This window comes from Pseudomonas sp. BC42, from assembly GCF_021560055.1.
Lineage (GTDB): Bacteria > Pseudomonadota > Gammaproteobacteria > Pseudomonadales > Pseudomonadaceae > Aquipseudomonas.
Genome location: NZ_CP091067.1, coordinates 3,191,944 through 3,213,635, shown reverse-complemented (window position 1 = coordinate 3,213,635; position 21,692 = coordinate 3,191,944). Strand labels below are relative to the sequence as shown.

The following is a 21,692-nucleotide window of genomic DNA, read 5'->3' as shown; positions in this document are numbered from 1 at the left end:
CGATGCGCCACGACAGCGGTAGGAGCTGGCTTGCCAGCGCAGGCGTTGGCCAGGCCGGCGCAAGGCTCATGGGGCTCTTGGCCGGCAAGCCGGCTCCTACAGGGGACTGATGCGCCAGATGCCGAAGGGCTGCGCCGGTTCCAGGCGCATGAATTGGGTCTTGCCGTACCAGGTCCAGCGGTGGCCGTTCATCAGGTCTTCGCCCTGGGTCGAGGCGTCGTCAGGCAGCCCCATTTCCCACAGCGGCAGCTCGAAATGGGCCTCCTGCGGGTTGAACGGATCGAGGCTGACCGCCACCAGCACGAAGTTGTCGCCCTCGGCGCTGCGCTTGCCGAAATACAGGATCTGGTCGTTCCAGGCGTTGTACAGCTTGAGTCCCAGGTGGCTGTGCAGCGCCGGGTTCTGCCGGCGGATGCGGTTGAGCTGGGCGATCTCGGCAATGATGTTGCCGGCGGCGTTGAAATCCCGGGGGCGGATCTCGTACTTCTCCGAATCCAGGTATTCCTCCTTGCCCGGCAGCGCCGCCGACTCGCAGAGTTCGAACCCGGAGTACATGCCCCACAGCCCCGAGCCCATGCTGGCCAGCACCGCGCGGATCAGAAACCCCGGGCGCCCCGACTCATGCAGAAACGCCGGATTGATGTCCGGGGTGTTGACGAAGAAGTTCGGCCGGAAGCACTCGCGCCATGGCGACTGGTTGAGTTCGCTGAAGTAGCTGGCCAGTTCGCTCTTGGTGTTGCGCCAGGTGAAGTAGGTGTAGCTCTGGGAGTAACCGACCTTGCCCAGGCGCGCCATCATCGCCGGGGTGGTGAAGGCTTCGGCCAGGAAGATCACCTCCGGGTGCCGGCCGCGCACGTCGGCGATCAGCCACTGCCAGAACGGCAGCGGCTTGGTGTGGGGGTTGTCCACGCGAAACAGCTTGACCCCCTCCTCGACCCAGCCGAGGACGATGTCCCGCAGTTCCAGCCACAGACCGGGGATGGCCTCGGCGGCATAGAAGTCGACATTGACGATGTCCTGGTACTTCTTCGGCGGGTTCTCGGCGTATTTGATGGTGCCGTCCGGTCGCCAGTTGAACCAGCCCGGATGCTGCTTGAGCCAGGGGTGGTCCTGGGAGCACTGGATGGCAAAGTCCAGGGCGATTTCCAGGCCGTGGTCGGCGGCGGCGGCCACCAGCCGGCGAAAGTCCTCCCGGCTGCCCAGTTGCGGATGGATGGCCTCGTGGCCGCCCTCCTCGCTGCCAATCGCGTAAGGGCTGCCGGGGTCGTCCGGCGCGGCGCTGAGGGCATTGTTGCGGCCCTTGCGATGGCGGCGGCCAATGGGATGGATCGGCGGGAAGTACAGCACGTCGAAGCCCATGTCATGGATCATCGACAGCCGCCCATGGACATCGTCGAAGGTGCCGTGGCGCCGGGGATCATCGGTGATCGAACGGGGAAACAGCTCGTACCAGCTGGCGAACTGCGCGCGCTTGCGCTCCACATCCACCGGGTACTCGGGGCTCAGGCTCAGGTAGGGACGGTGATCGGCCTCGGCCATCAGCCGGGCGCTGCGCTCCGCGAGAAACAACGCCACCTGCTCGGTCTCCAGCAATCCGGCCAGTTGCTCGCGCAACGCAAGCAATTGCTCGCGCAACGGCCCCTCGCTGCGTTCGGCGGCCTGCTGCACCTGATTGCGCCCCTCCTGCAGCTCCAGGCTCACCGGCACCCCGGCCTGGTGCTTTTTCTCCAGCTCGTGGCAGAAGCTGGCGAACTGGTCGATCCAGGCTTGGATGCAGAAGCGGTAGCGACCCACCACCGGCACCGGGAAGCGCCCCAGCCAGCCATCGTTGCCCTGATCCTCCAGAGCCTGGCTGTACCAGCTGTCCTGGCCCTCGTTGCGCCAGCGCACGCGCACCGCCAGCCGGTCGTGACCGTCGGCGAACACCTTGCACGTCACCTCGACCTCCTGGCCCTCCACCGCCTTGACCGCAAACTGCCCGCCTTCGAGCACCGGACGGGTGTTCTCGATGGCGATGCGCGGCAGCAGCAAGGCCTGGGACAAGGGCAGCTGCGACGGATGGTCGTGCTGTTGTGTCGGTTTCTCTGCAGTCATCGAGCATCACCCCTCTAACACGTCCAAGACGCTCTGGTTGTGGAGCCGGCGGCACCCCGGTGAATCCATGCACCTAGTGTCCGAGCCACAGGCCGCGGCGAAAGTTCAGCGCAATTGCTCGGCCAGGCGACGGGAATCAAATCCGCGTGCGCAGGGCCCACCGCAAGAGCCTGTGCATCGACAAGCACAAAGGAGGCCATAGCGATGAATATCCCGATCCCGGCAGAAACCCCCGACCCGAACCTCGACCAACCGCCCTTGCCCCCCAGCGAACCGCCACCGGTGCCCGAGCAGGATCCGCCCGGCACCACCGCACCGCCCAAGGGCGATCCGCCCACTACCCAGCCACCGGTGGAGCTCCAAGCATAGCCAGCGGTCCCGGCAGGTCGGCGGCGGCAACCGCCGCCAGGCACCGTTGATCGCCGCCGTCGAACCCGGGCTCCACCCCGCCCCCTAACCTGTATGCCCACCGCCAAGAGGAACGCACCATGAGCCTGCGCATAGAAAACCAGACCTGCTATTTCGACACCGACACCCTTCACCTGCGCCTGCCCGCCAGCGCCGTGACCGTCATCACCGACAGCGCCAAATCCATGTCGGCGGTGGATCTGACAGGCGAACGGGTCTACATCACCGAGGCCCAAGCCGACGCCTTGACCGTGGCGGGCGCTACCGACGGCCGGCGCCATCTGAAGGCCACCGAGGGTGATTCGGTGATTTGACTGACCTGGATCAGGGCTGTCCGCACAGGCCTGTGCCAGAGGCCCCTGCGGCCATCCCTAGGGGTGCTGGAGGGGGTGCAGCAAGTTGTCGCAGGGCCCCGGAAAAGCTCATCTGATACGGTTTTTTATCAAATACCTGAGTCTGTTATGCAAACAGATCCGTGGTCATAGTTGCGCGGCCTGATGGAGGCTGATGAGCGAACGACCATGAGCGAAAGAATCCCCGTCCGATTAGTAGAGACCTTCGAACCTTCACAACCCAAACAGATGAAGTCGAAGACCACCGACAAACACGTTTACACCCGCAGCTTCACCGGTTTGTTCCGTACCCTGCGCATGACCGGCGCGGGTTTTCTGTTCCTGCTGTTCTTCGGCACGGTCTGGTTGAACTGGGGCGGCCGCCAGGCGGTGCTCTGGGACCTGGCCGAAAGCAAGTTCCACATCTTCGGCGCGACCTTCTGGCCCCAGGACTTCATTCTCCTCTCGGCGCTGCTGATCATCTGCGCCTTCGGCCTGTTCGCCATCACGGTGTTCGCCGGCCGGGTCTGGTGCGGCTACACCTGCCCGCAAAGCTCGTGGACCTGGCTGTTCATGTGGTGCGAAAAGGTCACCGAAGGCGAGCGTAACCAGCGCATCAAGCTGCAAGCCGCGCCCTGGGGCCTGAACAAGCTGGCCCGCCGCGCCATGAAGCACACCCTGTGGCTGGGCATCAGCCTGCTCACCGGGCTGACCTTCGTCGGCTACTTCACCCCGATCCGCCCCCTGGCCCACGAGCTGCTGACCCTGCAGATCGGCGGCCTGAGCCTGTTCTGGGTGCTGTTTTTCGCCGCGGCCACCTACATCAACGCCGGCTGGCTGCGCGAAGCGGTGTGCATGCACATGTGCCCCTATGCCCGCTTCCAGAGCGTGATGTTCGACAAAGACACCCTGACCATCTCCTACAACCCGGTGCGCGGTGAAAGCCGTGGCCCGCGCAAACGCGATGTGAAGCCTGCCGACGTCGGCCTGGGGGATTGCATCGACTGCCAACTGTGCGTGCAGGTCTGCCCCACCGGCATCGACATCCGCGACGGCCTGCAGATGGAGTGCATCGGCTGCGCCGCCTGTATCGACGCCTGCGACTCGATCATGGACAAGATGGGCTATGCCCGGGGCCTGATCGCCTACACCTCCGAACACGAGCTGCAAGGGGGCAAGACCCACCTGCTGCGGCCGCGCCTGGTGGGCTACAGCGCGGTGCTGCTGGTGATGATCGGCGCCCTGGTCCTGGCCCTGGTGCAACGGCCGATGGTGTCCCTGGACGTGAGCAAGGACCGCGGCCTGTTCCGCGAGAACGCCATGGGGCAGATCGAGAACATCTACAGCCTGAAGATCATCAACAAGACCCAGGAACGCCAGAACTACCGCCTGGCCCTGGTGGACGGCGATGGCTTCGAACTGCAAGGCAAGACCGAGCTGAGCCTGGCCCCGGGGGAAATCACCGACCTGCCGGTGTCGGTGGCAATGACCCAGGACCGTGCGCAAAGCAGTTCCCAGGCCATCAGCTTCAAGGTCGCCGACAGCGATGACCCTGGCGTCTACGCCGTGGCCAAGAGCCGTTTTGTCGCGCCGATGAACCGCTAAGCCTCTAGAATGCCGTGGCCGGGGAGCCTGCTGACTCCCCCGGACCACGGGAACGCTGTACTCGACGCCGCCATGGGCCCGCCCTGGCCGTCGAGTCCCCCGACTCCCTCGCCACCGAACACCTTGACCCGATGACCAGACTGGATCTTGCCCCGCAGATGAAACGCTACGAAAAATTCGCCGACGACATCGCCGAACTGATCCGTTCCGGGGTCCTGGGTCCGGGCCAGCGCGTGCCTTCGGTGCGCTACGCCAGCCAGACCTACGGGGTCAGCCCGTCGACGGTGTTCCAGGCCTACTACCTGCTGGAGCGCCGCGGCCTGATCCGCGCCCGCCCGCGCTCCGGCTACTTCGTCAACGCCCACGCGCCGAGCCCGTTCTCCGAGCCGGTGATCAGCAGCGAAGTCAACGAATCCACCGAAGTCGATGTCAGCGAACTGGTGTTCTCGGTGCTCGACTCGATCAAGGACCCGAGCACCGTGCCCTTCGGCTCGGCGTTCCCCAGCCCGACCCTGTTCCCCCTGCAGCGCCTGTCCCGCTCCCTGGCCAGCGCCAGCCGCGAGATGGACCCGCGGGTGGTGGTCACCGACATGTCCCCGGGCAACCCGCAACTGCGTCGGCAGATCGCCCTGCGCTACATGGTGGCCGGGCTGATGCTGCCCATGGAGGAGCTGCTGATCACCAATGGCGCCCTGGAAGCCCTGAACCTGTGCCTGCAGGCGGTGACCGAGCCCGGCGACCTGGTGGCCATCGAGGCCCCGGCCTTCTACGCCAGCCTGCAAGTGCTGGAACGGCTCAAGCTCAAGGCGGTGGAGATTCCCGTGCACCCGCGGGACGGCATCGACCTTGGAGTCCTGGCCCAGACCCTGGAGCGGCACCCGATCAAGGCCTGCTGGTGCATGACCAGCTTCCAGAACCCCATGGGCGCGAGCATGCCCGAGGCCAAGAAGCAGGAACTGGTGGAGCTGCTGCGCCAGCACCAGGTGCCGCTGATCGAAGACGACGTCTATGCCGAGCTGTACTACGGCCAGCAGGCACCGAAACCGGCCAAGGCCTTCGACACCGAGGGCCTGGTGATGCACTGCGGCTCCTTCGCCAAGAGCCTGGCCCCGGGCTACCGCATCGGCTGGGTGGCCGCCGGGCGTTACGCACAGAAAATCGAACGGCTGAAACTCATGACCTCGCTGTGCGCCTCGATGCCGGCCCAGGCGGCGATTGCCGACTACCTGCAGCACGGCGGCTACGACCGCCACCTGCGCAAACTGCGCTACGCCCTGGAAGAACAGCAGAGCGCCATGCTGGCGGCGATTGCCCGCTACTTCCCGGCGCAGACCCGGGTCAGCCAGCCGGCGGGCGGTTACTTCCTGTGGCTGGAACTGCCACCGCAGATGGACTCGCTGAAACTGTTCCAGATGGCCCTGGCGCAAGGCATCAGCATCGCCCCCGGACCGATCTTTTCCCCGACCCAGCGCTTTCGCAACTGCATCCGCCTGAACTACGGCAGCCCCTGGAACGACGCCGCGGAACAGGCCATGGAAACCCTGGGACGGATCATCCGTTCCTTTTGAGTGCTGCAGGCGCAGGGGGAGTCGGGCGATGGGGTGTATCAGGTGCATCGAGGTGGCAGGTTTAGTGCCTGCTGCGTCGGCCGTTCGCAGCCTGCGGCAGCGGCTACAGGGCCCTATATTGTTCTGTAGCCGCTGCTGAGCCACGGCGAAGCTGCGAAAAGGTCAGCAGGACCTTCGGCCCTGCCAAGAGTAACGTAGCCCTGTAAAGGTCAAATGAAACCAGGTCGATAGGCCGCCGTCTTGCTTAGGCTTTTGATCTGCCTGCCCCTTTAAACACGATGGTCGTTTGTCTGGGTCGGCATTCCAGCCCCTGAAAGAACCCAAACTACCTTGCCCCACCCCCTCGTTTCCTTCAGCATCCGCACTCCAATTTTCCAGGGAAAGGAACACGTCATGGTCGAAGACCTGTATTACGACGACTACCCAGAGGCCAAGGCCGAACTGCTCAAGGCCATCGAACGCAGCCGCCTGCCCCTGCTGACCCAGGAACTCAACGCCTACGACTGCATCCAGGCGATCTTCGAACTGGACGCCATCAACAACCCCAAGGACGAGGAAGACGCCTTCTTCGACCTGGCCCTGGCCCTGATCGGCTGGATCCCCGGCCCGGGGCAAGGCCTGAAGATCCTCCTGCGCCTGATCAACCACGCCCCCCAGCTCCACGCCGAAAAGCTCTTTGACATGATCCGCTACGCCCTGATGGCCTGCCGCCTGAAAACCAGCCCCGAACAGCTGCTGGAAAAGTGCCTGGACCCAATGCGCCTGGCCGAAGAACTGCCTGAGATCATCCGCGGCGTGAGCGCCTCCAGCACCTTCAACGGCCTGACGCCCCAGCAGCAGCGCCTGGTGCTGCACAACCTCAACGAAGCCTGCGAACACACCGAATTCCTCATGGCCTCGGTGCAAGAGCGCATAGCCCCGTGGATCGCCGAGCAGCGCAACAACTCGGCCGCCGCCCACAGCCGCGGCCCGGCCCTGGTGCCCAAGCCGCAGTCTTCCCTGGAGCCGCGCGCAACCACCCTCACCCCCGCGCCGCAGCCGGCAAGCCAGGACGCCGCGAGCCTTGCCCAGGACATCAACCAGGGCCTGGAACACCTCACCGGCGAAGGTCACTGGCTGGAGCTGAACCTGCACTACCCCAACCTGGAACCGGTATCCGGCGCCGCCTACCGAGCGGTGTTCAGTGACGGCTCGCAAGCCGAGGGCAGCCTCGATGAAGAGGGTTTTGCCCGCCTGGAAGGCATCCCTGAAGGCCCGGTGAAGATCTACTACGGCGAAGACCCGCGTCCCTACCTGCGCCAGCCGATCAAGGCCCTGGCGGCCGATGCGCAGCAACTGGAAGAAGAGCTGGAAGAGCTCGACCTGGAGCCCGCCGAAGTCGACCTGGCGACCCTGCTGCTGGAAACCTCGCAGCGCAAGGCGCCCTTCACCCTGATTCCCGTCTACTGAAGCCAGGCACCGACATGAACCGCAGACAAGTGTTTCTCAGCCACAAGCAGTACCACGACTTCCTCGAAAGCCTGGCCGGCGAAGAGGCCCATTGGCAGACCCATTCGATGATGGCCGACAGCCCCGAGCAGGAAGCCTCCCTCAAGGCCTCCACGGTGCGAAGCGCGCGCCTGCACCATTTGATCCTGGGCTACACCGGCGGTGCCCCCATGGAGCAACTGGCCCGGGAGCTGGACGGGGTGATCGAAGGTTACGAGGACTACCAGCGCAAGCTGGAGGTTTATGAAGAACGGCCGGATATCGCGCCACTGAACATCGAAGACTACCCCGACGAGTACGAGGAATATGTCCAGGTGATCAGCCTGTGCATCCTCCTGCAACGCAGCGACCTGCTACCGCGTCTGGTGCTGCTGCAGGACCGCGCCGGCTTTGGCGGCCAGGACACCCTGATCGAGGACCTGCTCAAGCCCTACCTGCCGGATCGCGCCGAGCTCGATGAGTGGTACCACAGCCTCTACTCGCCCCTGATCTGGGCGATCTACAGCGAAGACCCGGACGAGCCTCGGGAACTGCTGGTGGAGTACTGCAACCAGTGGTACGAGGCGTTCGAACAGGCTCCCTGGCACGACTCCCACCTGCAAGGCGACGAGGGTTCCTACTTCGGCTACTGGGCCTTTGAAGCCGCTGCCGTGGCCTACCTGTTCGGCCTGGACGACAGCGCGGTCAAGCACATGATCTTCCCCCGGGAGATGCTCGAATACGCCCGGCGCTTTACCCCGCCAATTTCCCAAGGGGCGATACCGGACTGATACGCCCCGTTTACCTCCCCTGCTTAAAAAAGGTGATGCACTGCCCATGAAATCCTGGATCAAGACCCTGCTGATCACTCTGCTTGCCGCGGCCTTGTGCCTGCTGTTTGCCCGCGTTGTCCTGCCACTGCTGCTGTCGTTCCTGGTACCGCCAAGCTTGGAAGGCGCCCCCTGGTACTGGATCAATCTGCTGCTGGCCGGTTTCTTCGCCGGGCTGCTGGTGGCGCCCCTGCTGCGCACCCGGCGCTACTACCCGGTGCCTCTGCTGCTGTTGTTGTCGACCCTGGTGGTGGTGGGCAGCTGGGCGCAGAGCCGCTGCAACGATGCCCAGTTGCAGGCCATCGAACAGTTGGAAAGGCGCAGCGCGAGCCATTCGAACCTGGGGTTCTCCGAGGAGCAGCCCGAGCCTTCGGCACCCGTGGACCTGGGCGCCACACCAGACGTCTGGGCCCATGAACAAGGCTACGGATATGGCTACAGTTGCACCCGTCCGGGGGAAACCCTGGGGTACCTGGCGCCGTTGTTGATGGGTTTTGTCATCAACGTGCTGGGGCTGTTGCTGGCGTTGCTGATCGGCCCCGGTCGCCGCCGCGCCAACTGAAGGAAACCGCAGGAACTGGCTTGCCAGCGAAAGCGTCAGCGAGGTCAGCACAAGGCTTGAGGGCCTCTTCGCCGGCAAGCCGGCTCCTACATGGCAGACCACAAGCTCAGGGGGGGCTGTAGGAGCTGGCTTGCCAGCGAAGGCGTCTGCGAGGTCGGCGCAAGGCTTGAGGGCCCCTTCGCCGGCAAGCCGGCTCCTACATGGCAGACCACAAGCTCAGACTGGGCTGTAGGAGCTGGCTTGCCAGCGAAGGCGTCTGCGAGGTCGGCACAAGGCTTGAGGGCCTCTTCGCCGGCAATCCGGCTCCTACATGGCAGACCACAAGCTCAGGGGGGGCTGTAGGAGCTGGCTTGCCAGCGAAGGCGTCGGCGAGGTCGGCGCAAGGCTTGAGGGCCCCTTCGCCGGCAAGCCGGCTCCTGCGGATAGGCCGCAGACTTGCGGGGGCTCAGCGGCCGCCGCCCAGGTCAATGAAGCTGCCGGTGGTGTAGGAGGCCTTGTCCGACAGCAGCCAGAGAATGGCTTCGGCCACTTCGTCGGGACGTCCGCCACGGCCCATGGGAATCGCCGATTCCAGTTTGCTGACCCGGTCGGCGTCGCCGCTCAGGGCATGGAAGTCGGTGTAGATGTAGCCCGGACGCACCGCATTGACGCGGATGCCCTCGCCCGCCACTTCCTTGGACAGGCCGATGGTAAAGGTGTCCAGGGCACCCTTGGACGCGGCGTAGTCGACGTATTCGCCCGGAGAACCCAGGCGCGCCGCCACCGACGAGACGTTGACGATGCTGCCGCCCTGCCCGCCATGGCGCGGCGACATGCGCAGCACCGCGTGCTTGGCGCAGAGGATCGGCCCCATGACATTGGTCTTCATGATCTTCTGGATGCGGAATTCGGACATTTCATCGAGACGGGACTTGTGCCCCACGGTCCCGGCGTTGTTGACCAGGGCGGTGACCCGGCCCAGCTCGCTGTCGACCCGCTGGAACAAACCGATGACTTCGTCTTCGATACTGACGTCGGCCCGCACCGTGATGGCCTGCACGCCCAGGGCGCGAACCTGCTCCAGCACCTGATGAGCCGCCTGCTCGTCGGCCTGGTAATTGATGCACACCTTGAAACCCTGCTGTGCGGCCAGCAATGCCGTGGCCGCACCGATTCCCCGCCCGCCACCGGTGATGACGATGACTTTGTCCATACTGCCGACTCCCTGACTGATCATTTCAACGCCCGCCATTAAACACCCCGCAGGCAGCGATGAAAACCGCAGTGACATCAAACAGCCTCTATTCCGGGCTCACAGGACCGTGCCCCTGGCGATGGCCGGCCGAGGCCAGCCTCAGGTGTCGTGCCGGGCCTGTTGTTCAGCCTGGTGGATACCCTGCATGAAGCTCTCGGGCGGTAGCGGGTGACCCAGGTAATAGCCTTGCAGCGAGTCGCAGCCCAGCTGGGTGAGGAAGCTCTGCTGCACCCCGCTCTCCACCCCCTCGGCGACGATGCGCAGGCCCAGGGCCTGGCCCAGGGCGACAATCGCCGAGACGATGGCGGCGTCGTCGCTGTCGTGCTCCAGGTCACGGACGAAACCACGGTCGATCTTCAACTCGTTGGCCGGCAGGCGCTTGAGGTACATCAGGCTCGAATAGCCGGTGCCGAAATCGTCGATGGACAGGTCCACCCCCATGTCCGACAGCTGCTGCAGCACGATCATGCTGACATCGGCGTCGTTCATCGCCGTTGTCTCGGTGATTTCCAGGGTCAGGTTGTTGGCCGGCAACTGATTGCGCTCCAGGGCCTGGGCCACACTCTTGACCAGCCCCACATGGCAGAACTGCAAGGCCGAGAGGTTCACCGCGATGCGCCAGTCGGTGTAGCCCTGGACATACCACTGGCGCATCTGCCGGCAGGCCTCGTGCAGCACCCAGTCGCCGATGGCGATGATCAGCCCGCTCTTCTCCGCCAGTTCGATGAACTTGTCCGGCAGCAGCAGGCCGTGTTGCGGATGCTCCCAGCGCAACAGCGCCTCGGCCCCCACCGGACGCCCGTCGCTGGCATCGAACTTGGGCTGGTAGTAGAGGCGGAACTGATTGTGTTCCAGGGCATTGCGCAGGTCCTGGAGCAACTGCAGCTGGCGCCGGGCGTTGCTGTTCATCGACGCATCGAAAAAGCTGTAGCCGTTCTTGCCGGTGGCCTTGGCGTGATACATGGCCGCGTCGGCATTCATCAGCAGTTCCTGGGCGGTCAGGCCATTGCCGGGATACACCGCGATGCCGATGCTGGCGGAAATCTGCAGCTCGTGGTCGGCCACGCGGAACGAGCGGGACACCAGGCCCACCTGCCGCGCCGCCAGGCGCAAGGCATCATCCGGCTCGCCGAGCTGCACCAGCAGCACGAACTCGTCGCCGCCGATCCGTGCCAGGGTGTCTTCGCTGCGCAGGTCCTCGCGCAGGCGCAGGGCCACCTCCCGCAGCAACTGGTCGCCCATGTGATGGCCAAACGCGTCGTTGACCGGCTTGAAGCCGTCCAGATCGATGAACATCAGCGCAAAGCAGCCGCCATGGGCGGTTACCCGGTGCATCGCCTGATCGATGCGGTCCGCCAGCAGAATGCGGTTCGGCAGACCGGTCAGGGTGTCGTGCAGAGCCAGTTGGGTCAGCTCCTTGTTGGCCTCGGTCAAGGACTGCGCCAGCACCGCGGTGCGGGCTTCCAGGCGCGCGTCCAGCACCGAGGTCAGCAAGGCGATGATCAGCACCGCCAGGGTGGTGATCAGCACCAGATTGTCCAGGCCCTTGCCACTCAGGCCATTGCCCAGGGCCCCGCAGAAACTGCCGTCACTGAAACGCGCAGCGGCCATGCCGGTGAAATGCATGCCGACGATGGCAAACCCCATGACCACCGCCGCGCCGGTGCGGGCCAGACGCACATGGGGCGTGTTCTGGCGCAGGCGGAAGGCGATCCACAACGCCGCCAGCGAAGCACCGAAGGCAATCAGCAACGAGGCGCTGAACAGGCTCGGGTCGTAGTCGATACCCGGCTGCATGCGCATCGCCGCCATGCCGGTGTAGTGCATGCCACTGATGCCGGCGCCCATGATCAAGGCGCCGAACAGCAGTTGCCATAGCGGCAGGCGAGGCTGGCTCACCAGCCACAGGGCAAAGCCGCAGGAGAGGATCGAGATCAGCAGCGACAAGGCGGTCAGCGCGATGTCGTAGCCCAGCTCGATGGGCAGCTCGAAGGCGAGCATGCCGATAAAGTGCATGGACCACACACCGATGCCCATGGCCAAGGCTCCGCCGCACATCCACAGGTAGGCCGCACGGCCTTTGGTGGTGGCGATGCGTCCGGTGAGATCGAGGGCGGTGTAGGAAGCGAGGATCGCCACGAAAATGGAGATCACGACCAACGCGGGGGAGTAACTACCGATGAGCATGGGGCATCTCTTGGCCGTTGTGCCGATGTTTGCCCGGCGGGCAAAAGCGCAGATTGTACTGATTGCGCAGAAGAACGCATCTACAAAGTGAGCAAACCGCCAGTAGCCGGACAGAACGTCTGCCCCGGGCCTTTGATGCCCCTACAAGGCTTGTGGGCAAGGCCGTTGCGCGGCCATGTCCGCGGCCCTCGCGCCCCCCTGCGCGAGGCCCTGATGGCGGCCTATTTCTGCTCGCCGACCTGCAGCTGGCCGTCCCAGCCGCCACCCAGCGCGGCGATCAATTGCACGCTGGCAATCAGCCGGCTCTGCAGCAGGCTGAGGACGCTGCGCTCGTTGCTCAGGGCGGTGGTCTGGCTGGTGACCACGTCCAGATAACCGATGAGTCCGGCCTTGTACTGGTTCTCGGTCAGGCGCAGGGCCTCGCGGGCCGAATCCAGGGCCTGCTGACGCACCCCCGCCTCGTCCTCCAGGACCTTGAGCTGGATCATGTAGTTTTCCACCTCGCGGAAACCGTCGAGCACGGTCTGCCGGTACTTGGCCACGGTCTGGTCATAGGCCGCCTGGGTGCGATCCACTTCCGCCGAGCGCTGGCCACCGTCGAACAGGGTCATGGCCAGCTTGGGGCCCACCGACCAGAAGCGGTTCGGCAGGCTGATCCAGTCGGCGTAGGTACTGCTGCTGTAGCCGCCGGCCAGGCTCAGGGTCAGGTCCGGGTAATAGGCCGCCTTGGCCACGCCGATATTGGCATTGGCGGCCATCACCGAACGCTCCGCCGAGGCGATGTCCGGACGCCGCTCCAGCAACTGCGAGGGCACCGCCAGGGGGACCTGGGGCAGCAACGGAATCCGCGGGGTTTCTGCCAGGTTGAACTCGGCCGGCGGTACGCCCATCAGCACCGCGATGGCGTTTTCGAACTGCGCCCGCTGCCAGATCAGGTCGATCAGGTCGGCCTGGGCGCTTTTGAGCTGGGTCTGGGCCTGGGCCACGGCGTCCTTGCCGGACACCCCGGCCTGATACTGGTTCTGGGTCATGGTCAGGGAGCGCTGATAGGCCGCCACCGTGGCTTCCAGCAGGCGCTTCTGTTCGTCGATCACCCGCAGTTGCAGGTAGTTCTGCACCAGTTCCGACTGCTGGCTCAGGCGCATCGCCGCCAGATCGGCGAAGCTCGCCTCGGCGCTGGCTTGATTGGCTTCCAGGCCACGGCGCAGCTTGCCCCAGACATCCGCCTCCCAGCTCACGCCCAACTGAGTGTTGTAGGTGTCGCGAATGCCGCTGCTGGAGCTGCTCAGCCCCGAACTGCTGCTGCCGGTGCCCTGGCTGGCCCGGGTCTTGCCGGCGCTGAGGTCGACACTGGGAAAGAACGCCCCACGGGAGCTGCGCACCAGGGCCTGGGCCTGACGGTACTGGGCCTCTGACTGGGCCACGCTCTGGTTGGAACGGTTGAGCCGCTCGATCAGGCCGTTGAGCTGGGCGTCACCGTACAGCTCCCACCAGGCGCCCCGGGCCAGGGCATCGCTGGGATTGGCCTGGCGCCAGCCCTGGGCCTCCTTGTACTGCACCGGTTCGGCCACCTGGGGCCGCTGATAGTCGGGTCCGATGGCGCAGGCACTGAGCAGCGCCACGCACAGGCCCAGGCTCAAGGCCCGCGAACCCCGGGCCATGGCCAGGCGCTGGGCGGACAGCAGAGTAACGGGACGGGACGATTGGTCGGTCATAGCGGCGTTTCCAGAGCGGCATCGGTACGGACCCCACGCCAGTGGTTGAACTTGTGGCGCAGGCGATCGAGATAGAGGTAGACCACCGGGGTGGTGTAGAGGGTCAGGACCTGGCTGAAGACCAGGCCGCCAATGATGGTCAGGCCCAGGGGCTGGCGCATTTCCGAGCCCTCGGCGCCCCCCAGCAGCAACGGCAAGGCGCCGAGGATCGCCGCCAGGGTGGTCATCAGGATCGGCCGCAGGCGCTGCAGGCAGGCACTGCGGATCGATTGCAGCGGGTCCAGGCCCTGGTGGCGCTCCAGTTGCAGCGCCAGGTCGATCATCAGGATCGCGTTCTTCTTCACCACGCCGATCAGCAGGAACAGCCCCAGCAGCGAGATCAGGCTGAACTCGCCGCCCAGCACGTAGATCGAGAGCAAGGCGCCGACCCCGGCCGACGGCAGTGTGGAGAGAATGGTCAGCGGGTGAATGTAGCTTTCATAGAGCACCCCGAGCACCAGGTACACCGCCAGCAGCGCACCGAGAATCATGAACGGCTGGCTCTTCTGGGTGGCGGCGAAGGCGTCGGCGGTGCCGGCCATCTTGACGATCACGTCCTCGGGCATGCCCAGTTTGGCAATCGCCCGTTCGATGGCGGCGGTGCCCTGCTCCACGGTCACGCCTTCGGCCATGTCGAAGGAAATGCTCTCCGAAGCGAACTGCCCTTCGTGGCTGACCCGGTCGTCTTCCAGGCTGTTTTCATAGTGGGCGATGGCCGACAGCGGGATCCGCGCCCCGGCACTGGTGATCACCTGCACCTGATTCAGGGTGATCGGGTCCTGGGCGTATTTCGGGTTGACCTCCATCACCACCTGGTACTGGTTGAGGCTGTCGTAGATGGTGGAGATCTGCCGCTGGCTGTAGGCGTTGTTGAGCACCGCGGTGACCATGTCCATGTCCACCCCCAGGCGCTTGGCCTGGTCGCGGTCGACCACCAGGGTCACCTGCTGGGCGCCGCGGCCCTCGCGGGCGTCGATGGCGGTCAGCTCGGGCAAGGCGCGCAGCGCGGTGACCACTTTCGGGTACCACTGGCGCAATTCGCCCAGATCGCCGCTTTGCAGGATGTAGGAATACTGCGAGGTGGTCTGCTCGCGGCCGCCGCCGAACTGCAGGTCCTGGTCGGCCATCAGCATCAGTTGCGCGCCGGGCACCTTGGGCATTTCCTTGCGCAGGCGCTCGATGACCTTCTGCGCCGAAATATTGCGCTCCTTGATCGGTTTGAGGCGCACCAGCATGAAGGCGTTGTTGGTGCCGTTGTTGCCGCCGATGAAGCCGGCCACGCTTTCCACCGCGCTGTCCTTGAGCACCGCGCGGCGGAAGATCTCCATCTTCGGCTGCATCACGCTGAAGGACAGGCCGTCGTCGCCACGCACGAAGCCGATCAACTGGCCGGTGTCCTGCTGCGGCATGAAGGTCTTGGGCACCACCACGTACAGGGCCACGTTGACGCCGATGGTGACCAGCAGGCTGAACAGGGTCAGGCGCTTGTGCCGCAGCACCCAGTCCAGGCTGGTGGCGTACTTGTCCACCATCCACTCGTTGCTGCGCCGGCTCCAGCGCTGCAGGCGGTTTTCCTGGCCCGGGGTATGCGGCTTGAGCCAGCGCGCGCAAAGCATCGGGGTCAGGGTCAGGGACACCACCAGGGACACCACGATGGCCGCCGCCAGGGTGATGGAGAACTCGCGGAACAGGCTCTCGATGATCCCGCCCATGAACAGGATCGACAGGAACACCGCCACCAGCGACACGTTCATCGACAGCAGGGTGAAACCCACCTCCTTGGCCCCCAGGTACGCCGCCTTCATCGGCGCGATGCCTTCGTCGATATGCCGGGAAATGTTCTCCAGGACCACGATGGCGTCGTCCACCACCAGACCGGTGGCGAGGATCAGCGCCATCAGCGACAGGTTGTTCAGGGAGAAGCCATACAGGTACATCACGGCGAAGGTGCCCACCAGCGACACCGGCACCGCCAGGGTCGGAATCACCGACGCGCGAAAATTGCCGAGGAACAGGAACACCACCAGGATCACCAGGGCCACGGCGATCAGCAGGGTCATCTCGGCCTCGTGCAAGGTGGCCTTGATCACCGGCGAGCGGTCCATGGCCAGGTTGAGCTTGACGCTGGCCGGCAGCACCGCCTGCAACGCCGGCAACTGGGCCTTGATCTCGTTCACCGTCTCGATGATGTTGGCCCCGGCCTGGCGGTTGATCACCAGCAGCACCGCCGCATCGTCGTTGAAGAAGCCGCTGTTGTAGCGGTCCTCCACGCCGTCACTGACCTTGGCCACGTCTTTCAGGCGCAGGGGCGCACCGTTGTTGTAATGGATGATCAGCGGTTCGTAATCACGGGCTTTTTCCAGCTGATCGTTGGCCTGGATCTGCCACAGCCGCTGATCATCCTCCACCGAGCCCTTGGGCCGGCGCTGGTTGGCGTTGGCAATGGCGTTGCGCACGTCGTCCAGGGCCACGCCGTACTGGTTGAGCAGCTGCGGCTCCAGCTCGATGCGCACCGCCGGCAAGGAGCTGCCGCCAATCTGCACCTCGCCCACGCCCTGCACCTGGGACAGGCTCTGGGACAGGATGGTCGAGGCCAGGTCGTACAGCTGGCCCTTTTCCAGCACATCGGAGGTCAGCGACAGCACCATGATCGGCGCCTGGGACGGGTTGACCTTCTTGTAGGTGGGCATGCTGCGCATGCCGCTGGGCAACAGGTTGCGCGAGGCGTTGATGGCCGCCTGCACTTCCCGGGCCGCGCCATTGATGTCGCGGTCCAGGTCGAACTGCAGGATCACCCGGGTCGAACCCTGGCTGGAGCGGCTGCTCATGGTGTTGACCCCGGCGATCGCGCCGAAGGAGCGCTCCAGCGGCGTGGCCACGGTGGAGGCCATGACCTCGGGGCTGGCCCCCGGCAGGCTGGCCTGGACCACGATCACCGGGAAATCCATCTGCGGCAGCGGCGCCACCGGCAACAGGCCGAAGCTCACCCCGCCCAGCAGCATGATCGCCAGCGACAGCAGCATGGTCGCCACCGGGCGCTTGATGAAAGGACCCGAAAGGTTCATGGGCGACCGCTCCAAGCTTCAAGCCTCAAGCGGCAAGAGAAAAGCGGGATCGGTGCACGCTCTTGCTTCTGCTTTTGATCGAGCTTGCAGCTTGCGGCGTGCAGCTTGCCGCTGACGCCCCTCACACCACGTCTCCTACGGCGGGCTTGGCAAACCGGCGGCCCAAGCGGTCGAAGTACAAGTAGATAACGGGCGTCGTGAACAGGGTGAGGATCTGGCTCACCAGCAGGCCGCCGACCATCACCAGGCCCAGGGGCTGGCGCAACTCGGCGCCGGAACCGGTGGCCAGCATCAGCGGCACGGCGCCGAACAGCGCCGCCAGGGTGGTCATCAGGATCGGCCGGAAGCGCAGCAGCGCCGCCTGGTAGATCGCCTGTTCCGGGGCCATGCCCTGGTGGCGTTCGGCGTCGAGGGCGAAGTCGATCATCATGATCGCGTTCTTCTTGACGATGCCGATCAGCAGGATGATGCCGATGATGGCGATCATGCCCAGGTCGTTGCCGCTGAGGATCAGCGCCAGCAAGGCCCCCACCGCCGCCGAGGGCAAGGTGGACAGGATGGTGATCGGGTGGATGTAGCTCTCGTAGAGCACGCCGAGCACGATGTACATGGTCACCACCGCCGCCAGGATCAGCAGCAAGGTGCTCGACAGCGACGCCTGGAAGGCCTCGGCGGCGCCCTGGAAGCGGGTCTGCACCCCCACCGGCATGCCGATCTCCTGCTGCACCTGCTCGATGACGTTCACCGCCTTGCCCAGGGCCACGCCCGGGGCCAGGTTGAAGGACATCATCACCGCCGGGAACTGGCCGATATGGGCGATGGCCAACTGCGCCTGGCGCTCCTCGACATGGGCCAGGCTCGACAGCCGCACCTGCCCGCCGTCGGTGGTCTTGACGTGGATCTGCTCCAGCGCCTGAGGCCCGATGCGCTCGCCGGCCTGGGCCTGGAGCACCACCCGGTACTGGCTGGCCTGGGTATAGATGGTGGAGATCTGCCGCTGACCGAAGGCGTCATACAGGGCGTCGGTGATGTTGGACACCGAAACCCCGACCCGGGACGCCGCATCGCGGTCGATCACCAGGTACACCTGCAAGCCCTTGTCCTGCAGGTCGCTGGTCACGTCGGTGAGTTCCGCACGCTGGGCCAGGGCTTCCACCAGGCGATTGCTCCACAGGCTCAGCAGCTCGGCATCCGGCGACGACAGGCTGAACTGGTACTGGGTACGGCTGACCCGGTCTTCGATGGTCAGGTCCTGCACCGGTTGCATGAACAGGCGGATGCCCAGCAGCTTGTCGACCTCGGGCTGGATCCGCGCGATCACCTGGGCCGCGCTCAGGTCACGCTCGCCGTGGGGCTTGAGGTTGATCAGCAGGCGGCCACTGTTGAGGGTGGCGTTGTCGCCGTCGACGCCGATGTAGGACGACAGGCTTTCCACGGCCGGGTCCTGCAGGATGATCTTCGCCAGGTCTTGCTGGCGTTGGCTCATGGCGGCGAAGGACACCGACTGCGGCGCCTCGGAAATGCCCTGGATGACCCCGGTGTCCTGCACCGGGAAGAAGCCCTTGGGCACCACCAGATACAGCAGCACGGTCAGGCCCAGGGTGCCGACGGCCACCATCAGGGTCAGGAACTGGTGCTTGAGCACCCACTGCAACTTGCGCCCGTAGCTTTCGATCAACCAGTCGATCCAGGCGCCGCTGGCGCGGTAGAAGCGCCCCTGCTCTTCAGGCTTGGGCTCACGCTTGAGCAACCGCGCGCACATCATCGGGGTCAGGGTCAGGGACACCACCAGGGAAATCAGGATCGCCACCGCCAGGGTGATGGCGAACTCGCGAAACAGCCGCCCGACCACGTCGGCCATGAACAGCAGCGGGATCAGCACCGCGATCAGCGACAGGGTCAGGGAGATCAGGGTGAAGCCGATCTGCTTGGCGCCCTTGAGCGCCGCCTGCAGCGGACTGTCGCCCTCCTCGATGAAGCGCGAGATGTTCTCCAGCATGACGATGGCGTCGTCCACCACGAACCCGGTGGCGATGGTCAGGGCCATCAGGGTCAGGTTGTTCACCGAAAAACCGGCCAGGTACATCACCCCGAAGGTGCCGATCAGCGACAGCGGCACGGCAATCGAGGGGATGATGGTGGCGCTGGCCCGGCGCAGAAAGAGGAAGGTCACCATCACCACCAGGGCGATGGCGATCAGCAGTTCGTGCTGCACATCCTTGACCGAGGCGCGGATGGTCTGGGTGCGGTCGGTGAGCACCGTGACGTCCAGGCCAGCCGGCAGGTTGTCGGTGATGCTCGGCAGCAGCGCCTTGATCCGGTCCACCACCTCGATCACGTTGGCCCCGGGCTGGCGCTGGATATTGAGCAGCACCGCCTGGTTCTCGTTGGCCCAGGCCGCCAGGCGCTCGTTCTCGGCGCCGTCGACGATCTCGGCGACATCCTTCAAGCGCAGTGGCGCGCCATTCTTGTAGGCCAGGATCAGCTCGGCGTAGTCCTTGGGCGAAGTCAGCTGGTCGTTGGCATCGAGCATCGAGACCCGGGTCGGGCCATCGAAGTTGCCCTTGGGCTGGTTGACGTTGGATGCACCGATCAGGGTGCGCACGTCCGCCAGGTTCAGGCCGTTGGCCGCCAGGGCCTCGGGGTTGACCTTGATCCGCACCGCCTGGCGCTGGCCGCCGGCAATGCTGACCATGCCGACGCCGCTGATCTGGGCGATCTTCTGCGCCATGCGCGTGTCCACCAGGTCATTGAGCTTGGGCAGCAGCATGGTCTTGGAGGTGATGGCCAGGGTCAGCACCGGGGTGTCCGCCGGGTTGACCTTGTTGTACACCGGCGGCGCCGGCAGGTCCTTGGGCAGCAGGTTGGTGGCGGCGTTGATCGCCGCCTGCACCTGCTGCTCGGCCACGTCCATATTGATGTCGAGGCTGAAACGCAGGGTCAGCACCGAGGCGCCGCCGGAACTGGTGGACGCCATCTGGGTCAGGCCCGGCATCTGCCCGAACTGGCGCTCCAGGGGCGCGGTGACCGCGCTGGTCATCACGTCCGGGCTGGCCCCGGGGTACAGGGTCATGACCCGGATGGTCGGATAATCCACCTGGGGCAAGGCCGACACCGGCAACAGGCGATAGGCGATCAGGCCGGCCAGGACAATGGCCAGCATGCTCAGGGTGGTGGCTACCGGACGGAGGATGAACAGTCGCGAGAAATTCATGCGCCGACCTTTTGCGCCTTGCCATCAGCCGACTTGCCATCCGCGGCCGGCGCACCGGCGGGCTTGCCCTGCAGGTGTTCGGTGGGGGTGGTGGGCACGGCCGAGCTGTCGTTGACCACTTCCACCTCGCTGCCGTCCTTGAGGCGGTCGGTGCCTTCCATCACCACGCGATCGCCGGCCTTGAGGCCGTCCTTGATCACCGTCGACTCGCCGTTGCTGTCGCCTACCTGCAACTGACGGATCTTCACCTTGTTGTCGCCATCCAGGGCGTAGACGAAGGTGCCGTTGGTGCCGAACTGGATCGCCGCCGAAGGCGCCAGCACTACATTCTTCAGGGTGTCGGCCAGCAGCCGCACATTGACGAACTGGTTGGGGAACAGGCCCTGGTCGCGGTTATCGAAGCGCGCCTTGAACTTCAGGGTGCCGGTGGTGGTGTCGATCTGGTTGTCCAGGCTTTGCAGCACGCCGCTGGCCTGCAGCTTCACATCGCCCCGGTCCCAGGCTTCCACCGGCAGCTTGGCGCCGCTGTGGTAGCGCTTGAGCACGGTGTCCAGGCTGTTCTCCGGCAGGGTGAAGGCCACGCTGATCGGCTGGGTCTGGGTGATGATCACCAGCGCCGTGGTGTCGTTGGCCGACACCAGGTTGCCCACGTCCAGCTGGCGCAGGCCCACGCGTCCGGCGATCGGTGCGCGGATATTGGTGAATTCGAGGTTGAGCTTGGCGTCGTTGACCGCCGCCTGATTGGTCTTGACCGTGCCCTGGTACTGGCCCACCAGCGCCGCGGCGGTGTCCAGGGTCTGCTTGGCGATGCTGTCCTGGGCATACAGGCCGCGGTAGCGCTCAAGGTCGACCTGGGCGTTCTTCAGCTGGGCCTGGTTCTGCAGCAAGGTGCCTTCGGCCTGGAGCAAGGCGTTCTGGTACGGACGCGGATCGATCTGCGCCAGCAGGTCGCCGGCCTTGACCATCTGCCCTTCCTCGAAGTTGACCTTGACCAGTTCCCCCGCCACCCGGCTGCGCACATTGATGGTGTTCAACGCGGTCACCGTGCCCAGGGCCTTGAAGTACACCGCGAAATCACCCTGGGTCACCGGCGCCACGCGCACCGGGATCGGCCCGCTGGCACCGCCGAAACCGGGGCGCAGGCTGCCGCTGCGTCCGGTATGCCCGGCCGCGGCCTTCGCCTGTGCACCCTCTTTGGGGGCGCTGCCGGCGGGCCAGAATTTCCAGCACAGGCCGGCCACCAACAGCAGGACAAACAGGCCGAACAGCCAGCGACGAGAGTTGCGGGGAGCAGAGGATTGCATGGAGTGATCAACCATTGGGCGCGTGGGAGTCTTCTTTGAGGAAGGCTGAACGATAAGCACTAGAGCGG

General features: G+C 65.2%; 14 protein-coding genes. 7 read left to right on the top strand and 7 right to left on the bottom strand.

Going from position 1 to position 21,692, the window contains the following annotated elements:
- Nucleotides 1-96: 96 nt before the first annotated feature.
- Nucleotides 97-2,094, bottom strand: coding sequence for an alpha-1,4-glucan--maltose-1-phosphate maltosyltransferase (locus L1O02_RS14805; RefSeq protein WP_235760165.1), 1,998 nt, complete (start codon nucleotides 2,092-2,094; stop codon nucleotides 97-99).
- 204 nt (nucleotides 2,095-2,298) lie between these two features.
- Here L1O02_RS14805 and L1O02_RS14800 point away from each other — a divergent pair, with 204 nt between their 5' ends.
- The 7 genes from L1O02_RS14800 to L1O02_RS14770 all read left to right on the top strand — a co-directional run bounded on the left by L1O02_RS14800 (nucleotide 2,299) and on the right by L1O02_RS14770 (nucleotide 8,866).
- Complete coding sequence (locus tag L1O02_RS14800) at nucleotides 2,299-2,463, top strand: hypothetical protein (RefSeq protein WP_164990736.1); 165 nt, start codon at nucleotides 2,299-2,301, stop codon at nucleotides 2,461-2,463.
- Nucleotides 2,464-2,582: 119 nt separating this feature from the next.
- Nucleotides 2,583-2,816: a DUF3203 family protein gene (locus tag L1O02_RS14795; RefSeq protein ID WP_060839448.1), complete on the top strand. Its 234-nt coding sequence runs from the start codon at nucleotides 2,583-2,585 to the stop codon at nucleotides 2,814-2,816.
- Between the two features lie 207 nt (nucleotides 2,817-3,023).
- Nucleotides 3,024-4,439 (top strand): cytochrome c oxidase accessory protein CcoG, encoded by a 1,416-nt coding sequence (gene ccoG / locus L1O02_RS14790; RefSeq protein ID WP_060843689.1) that lies wholly within the window; start codon nucleotides 3,024-3,026, stop codon nucleotides 4,437-4,439.
- Between the two features lie 158 nt (nucleotides 4,440-4,597).
- On the top strand, nucleotides 4,598-6,007 hold the full coding sequence (mapR, locus tag L1O02_RS14785; RefSeq protein WP_047304573.1) for a GntR family transcriptional regulator MpaR: 1,410 nt from the start codon (nucleotides 4,598-4,600) through the stop codon (nucleotides 6,005-6,007).
- 393 nt (nucleotides 6,008-6,400) lie between these two features.
- Nucleotides 6,401-7,456 (top strand): hypothetical protein, encoded by a 1,056-nt coding sequence (locus L1O02_RS14780; protein WP_235760164.1) that lies wholly within the window; start codon nucleotides 6,401-6,403, stop codon nucleotides 7,454-7,456.
- Between the two features lie 14 nt (nucleotides 7,457-7,470).
- Nucleotides 7,471-8,265 (top strand): PoNe immunity protein domain-containing protein, encoded by a 795-nt coding sequence (locus L1O02_RS14775; protein WP_060839451.1) that lies wholly within the window; start codon nucleotides 7,471-7,473, stop codon nucleotides 8,263-8,265.
- A 46-nt stretch (nucleotides 8,266-8,311) separates the two neighbouring features.
- A complete protein-coding gene (locus L1O02_RS14770; RefSeq protein ID WP_060839452.1) occupies nucleotides 8,312-8,866 on the top strand; it encodes a hypothetical protein in 555 nt (184 codons plus the stop codon).
- 445 nt (nucleotides 8,867-9,311) lie between these two features.
- Here the strand turns inward: L1O02_RS14770 and L1O02_RS14765 are convergent, their stop codons facing one another.
- The 6 genes from L1O02_RS14765 to L1O02_RS14740 form a co-directional block, all read right to left on the bottom strand.
- Nucleotides 9,312-10,058, bottom strand: a complete 747-nt coding sequence (locus L1O02_RS14765; protein ID WP_060839453.1) for an SDR family oxidoreductase — start codon at nucleotides 10,056-10,058, stop codon at nucleotides 9,312-9,314.
- 141 nt (nucleotides 10,059-10,199) lie between these two features.
- Nucleotides 10,200-12,287 carry an EAL domain-containing protein gene (locus L1O02_RS14760; protein WP_108543923.1) on the bottom strand — a complete coding sequence of 696 codons (2,088 nt, stop codon included), beginning with the start codon at nucleotides 12,285-12,287 and terminating at the stop codon, nucleotides 10,200-10,202.
- 221 nt (nucleotides 12,288-12,508) lie between these two features.
- Nucleotides 12,509-14,002, bottom strand: a complete 1,494-nt coding sequence (locus L1O02_RS14755) for an efflux transporter outer membrane subunit (protein WP_060843692.1) — start codon at nucleotides 14,000-14,002, stop codon at nucleotides 12,509-12,511.
- Complete coding sequence (locus L1O02_RS14750; protein ID WP_108543925.1) at nucleotides 13,999-17,106, bottom strand: efflux RND transporter permease subunit; 3,108 nt, start codon at nucleotides 17,104-17,106, stop codon at nucleotides 13,999-14,001. Before L1O02_RS14750 ends, L1O02_RS14755 begins: the two co-directional genes overlap by 4 nt.
- A gap of 121 nt (nucleotides 17,107-17,227) precedes the next feature.
- Nucleotides 17,228-20,320 (bottom strand): MdtB/MuxB family multidrug efflux RND transporter permease subunit, encoded by a 3,093-nt coding sequence (locus tag L1O02_RS14745; RefSeq protein ID WP_108543927.1) that lies wholly within the window; start codon nucleotides 20,318-20,320, stop codon nucleotides 17,228-17,230.
- Nucleotides 20,317-21,639 (bottom strand): MdtA/MuxA family multidrug efflux RND transporter periplasmic adaptor subunit, encoded by a 1,323-nt coding sequence (locus tag L1O02_RS14740; protein WP_060839458.1) that lies wholly within the window; start codon nucleotides 21,637-21,639, stop codon nucleotides 20,317-20,319. Before L1O02_RS14740 ends, L1O02_RS14745 begins: the two co-directional genes overlap by 4 nt.
- Between the last annotated feature and the right edge of the window lie 53 nt (nucleotides 21,640-21,692).

What these genes read in the sequence shown, in the direction of transcription:
- mapR (WP_047304573.1), top strand. Translation starts at nt 4,598, where the DNA reads ATGAAACGCTACGAAAAATTCGCCGACGACATCGCCGAACTGATCCGT.
- L1O02_RS14760 (WP_108543923.1), bottom strand. Translation starts at nt 12,287, where the DNA reads ATGCTCATCGGTAGTTACTCCCCCGCGTTGGTCGTGATCTCCATTTTC.
- L1O02_RS14805 (WP_235760165.1), bottom strand. Translation starts at nt 2,094, where the DNA reads ATGACTGCAGAGAAACCGACACAACAGCACGACCATCCGTCGCAGCTG.
- L1O02_RS14750 (WP_108543925.1), bottom strand. Translation starts at nt 17,106, where the DNA reads ATGAACCTTTCGGGTCCTTTCATCAAGCGCCCGGTGGCGACCATGCTG.
- L1O02_RS14780 (WP_235760164.1), top strand. Translation starts at nt 6,401, where the DNA reads ATGGTCGAAGACCTGTATTACGACGACTACCCAGAGGCCAAGGCCGAA.
- L1O02_RS14800 (WP_164990736.1), top strand. Translation starts at nt 2,299, where the DNA reads ATGAATATCCCGATCCCGGCAGAAACCCCCGACCCGAACCTCGACCAA.
- L1O02_RS14775 (WP_060839451.1), top strand. Translation starts at nt 7,471, where the DNA reads ATGAACCGCAGACAAGTGTTTCTCAGCCACAAGCAGTACCACGACTTC.
- L1O02_RS14770 (WP_060839452.1), top strand. Translation starts at nt 8,312, where the DNA reads ATGAAATCCTGGATCAAGACCCTGCTGATCACTCTGCTTGCCGCGGCC.
- L1O02_RS14795 (WP_060839448.1), top strand. Translation starts at nt 2,583, where the DNA reads ATGAGCCTGCGCATAGAAAACCAGACCTGCTATTTCGACACCGACACC.
- L1O02_RS14755 (WP_060843692.1), bottom strand. Translation starts at nt 14,002, where the DNA reads ATGACCGACCAATCGTCCCGTCCCGTTACTCTGCTGTCCGCCCAGCGC.
- L1O02_RS14745 (WP_108543927.1), bottom strand. Translation starts at nt 20,320, where the DNA reads ATGAATTTCTCGCGACTGTTCATCCTCCGTCCGGTAGCCACCACCCTG.
- L1O02_RS14765 (WP_060839453.1), bottom strand. Translation starts at nt 10,058, where the DNA reads ATGGACAAAGTCATCGTCATCACCGGTGGCGGGCGGGGAATCGGTGCG.
- ccoG (WP_060843689.1), top strand. Translation starts at nt 3,024, where the DNA reads ATGAGCGAAAGAATCCCCGTCCGATTAGTAGAGACCTTCGAACCTTCA.
- L1O02_RS14740 (WP_060839458.1), bottom strand. Translation starts at nt 21,639, where the DNA reads ATGGTTGATCACTCCATGCAATCCTCTGCTCCCCGCAACTCTCGTCGC.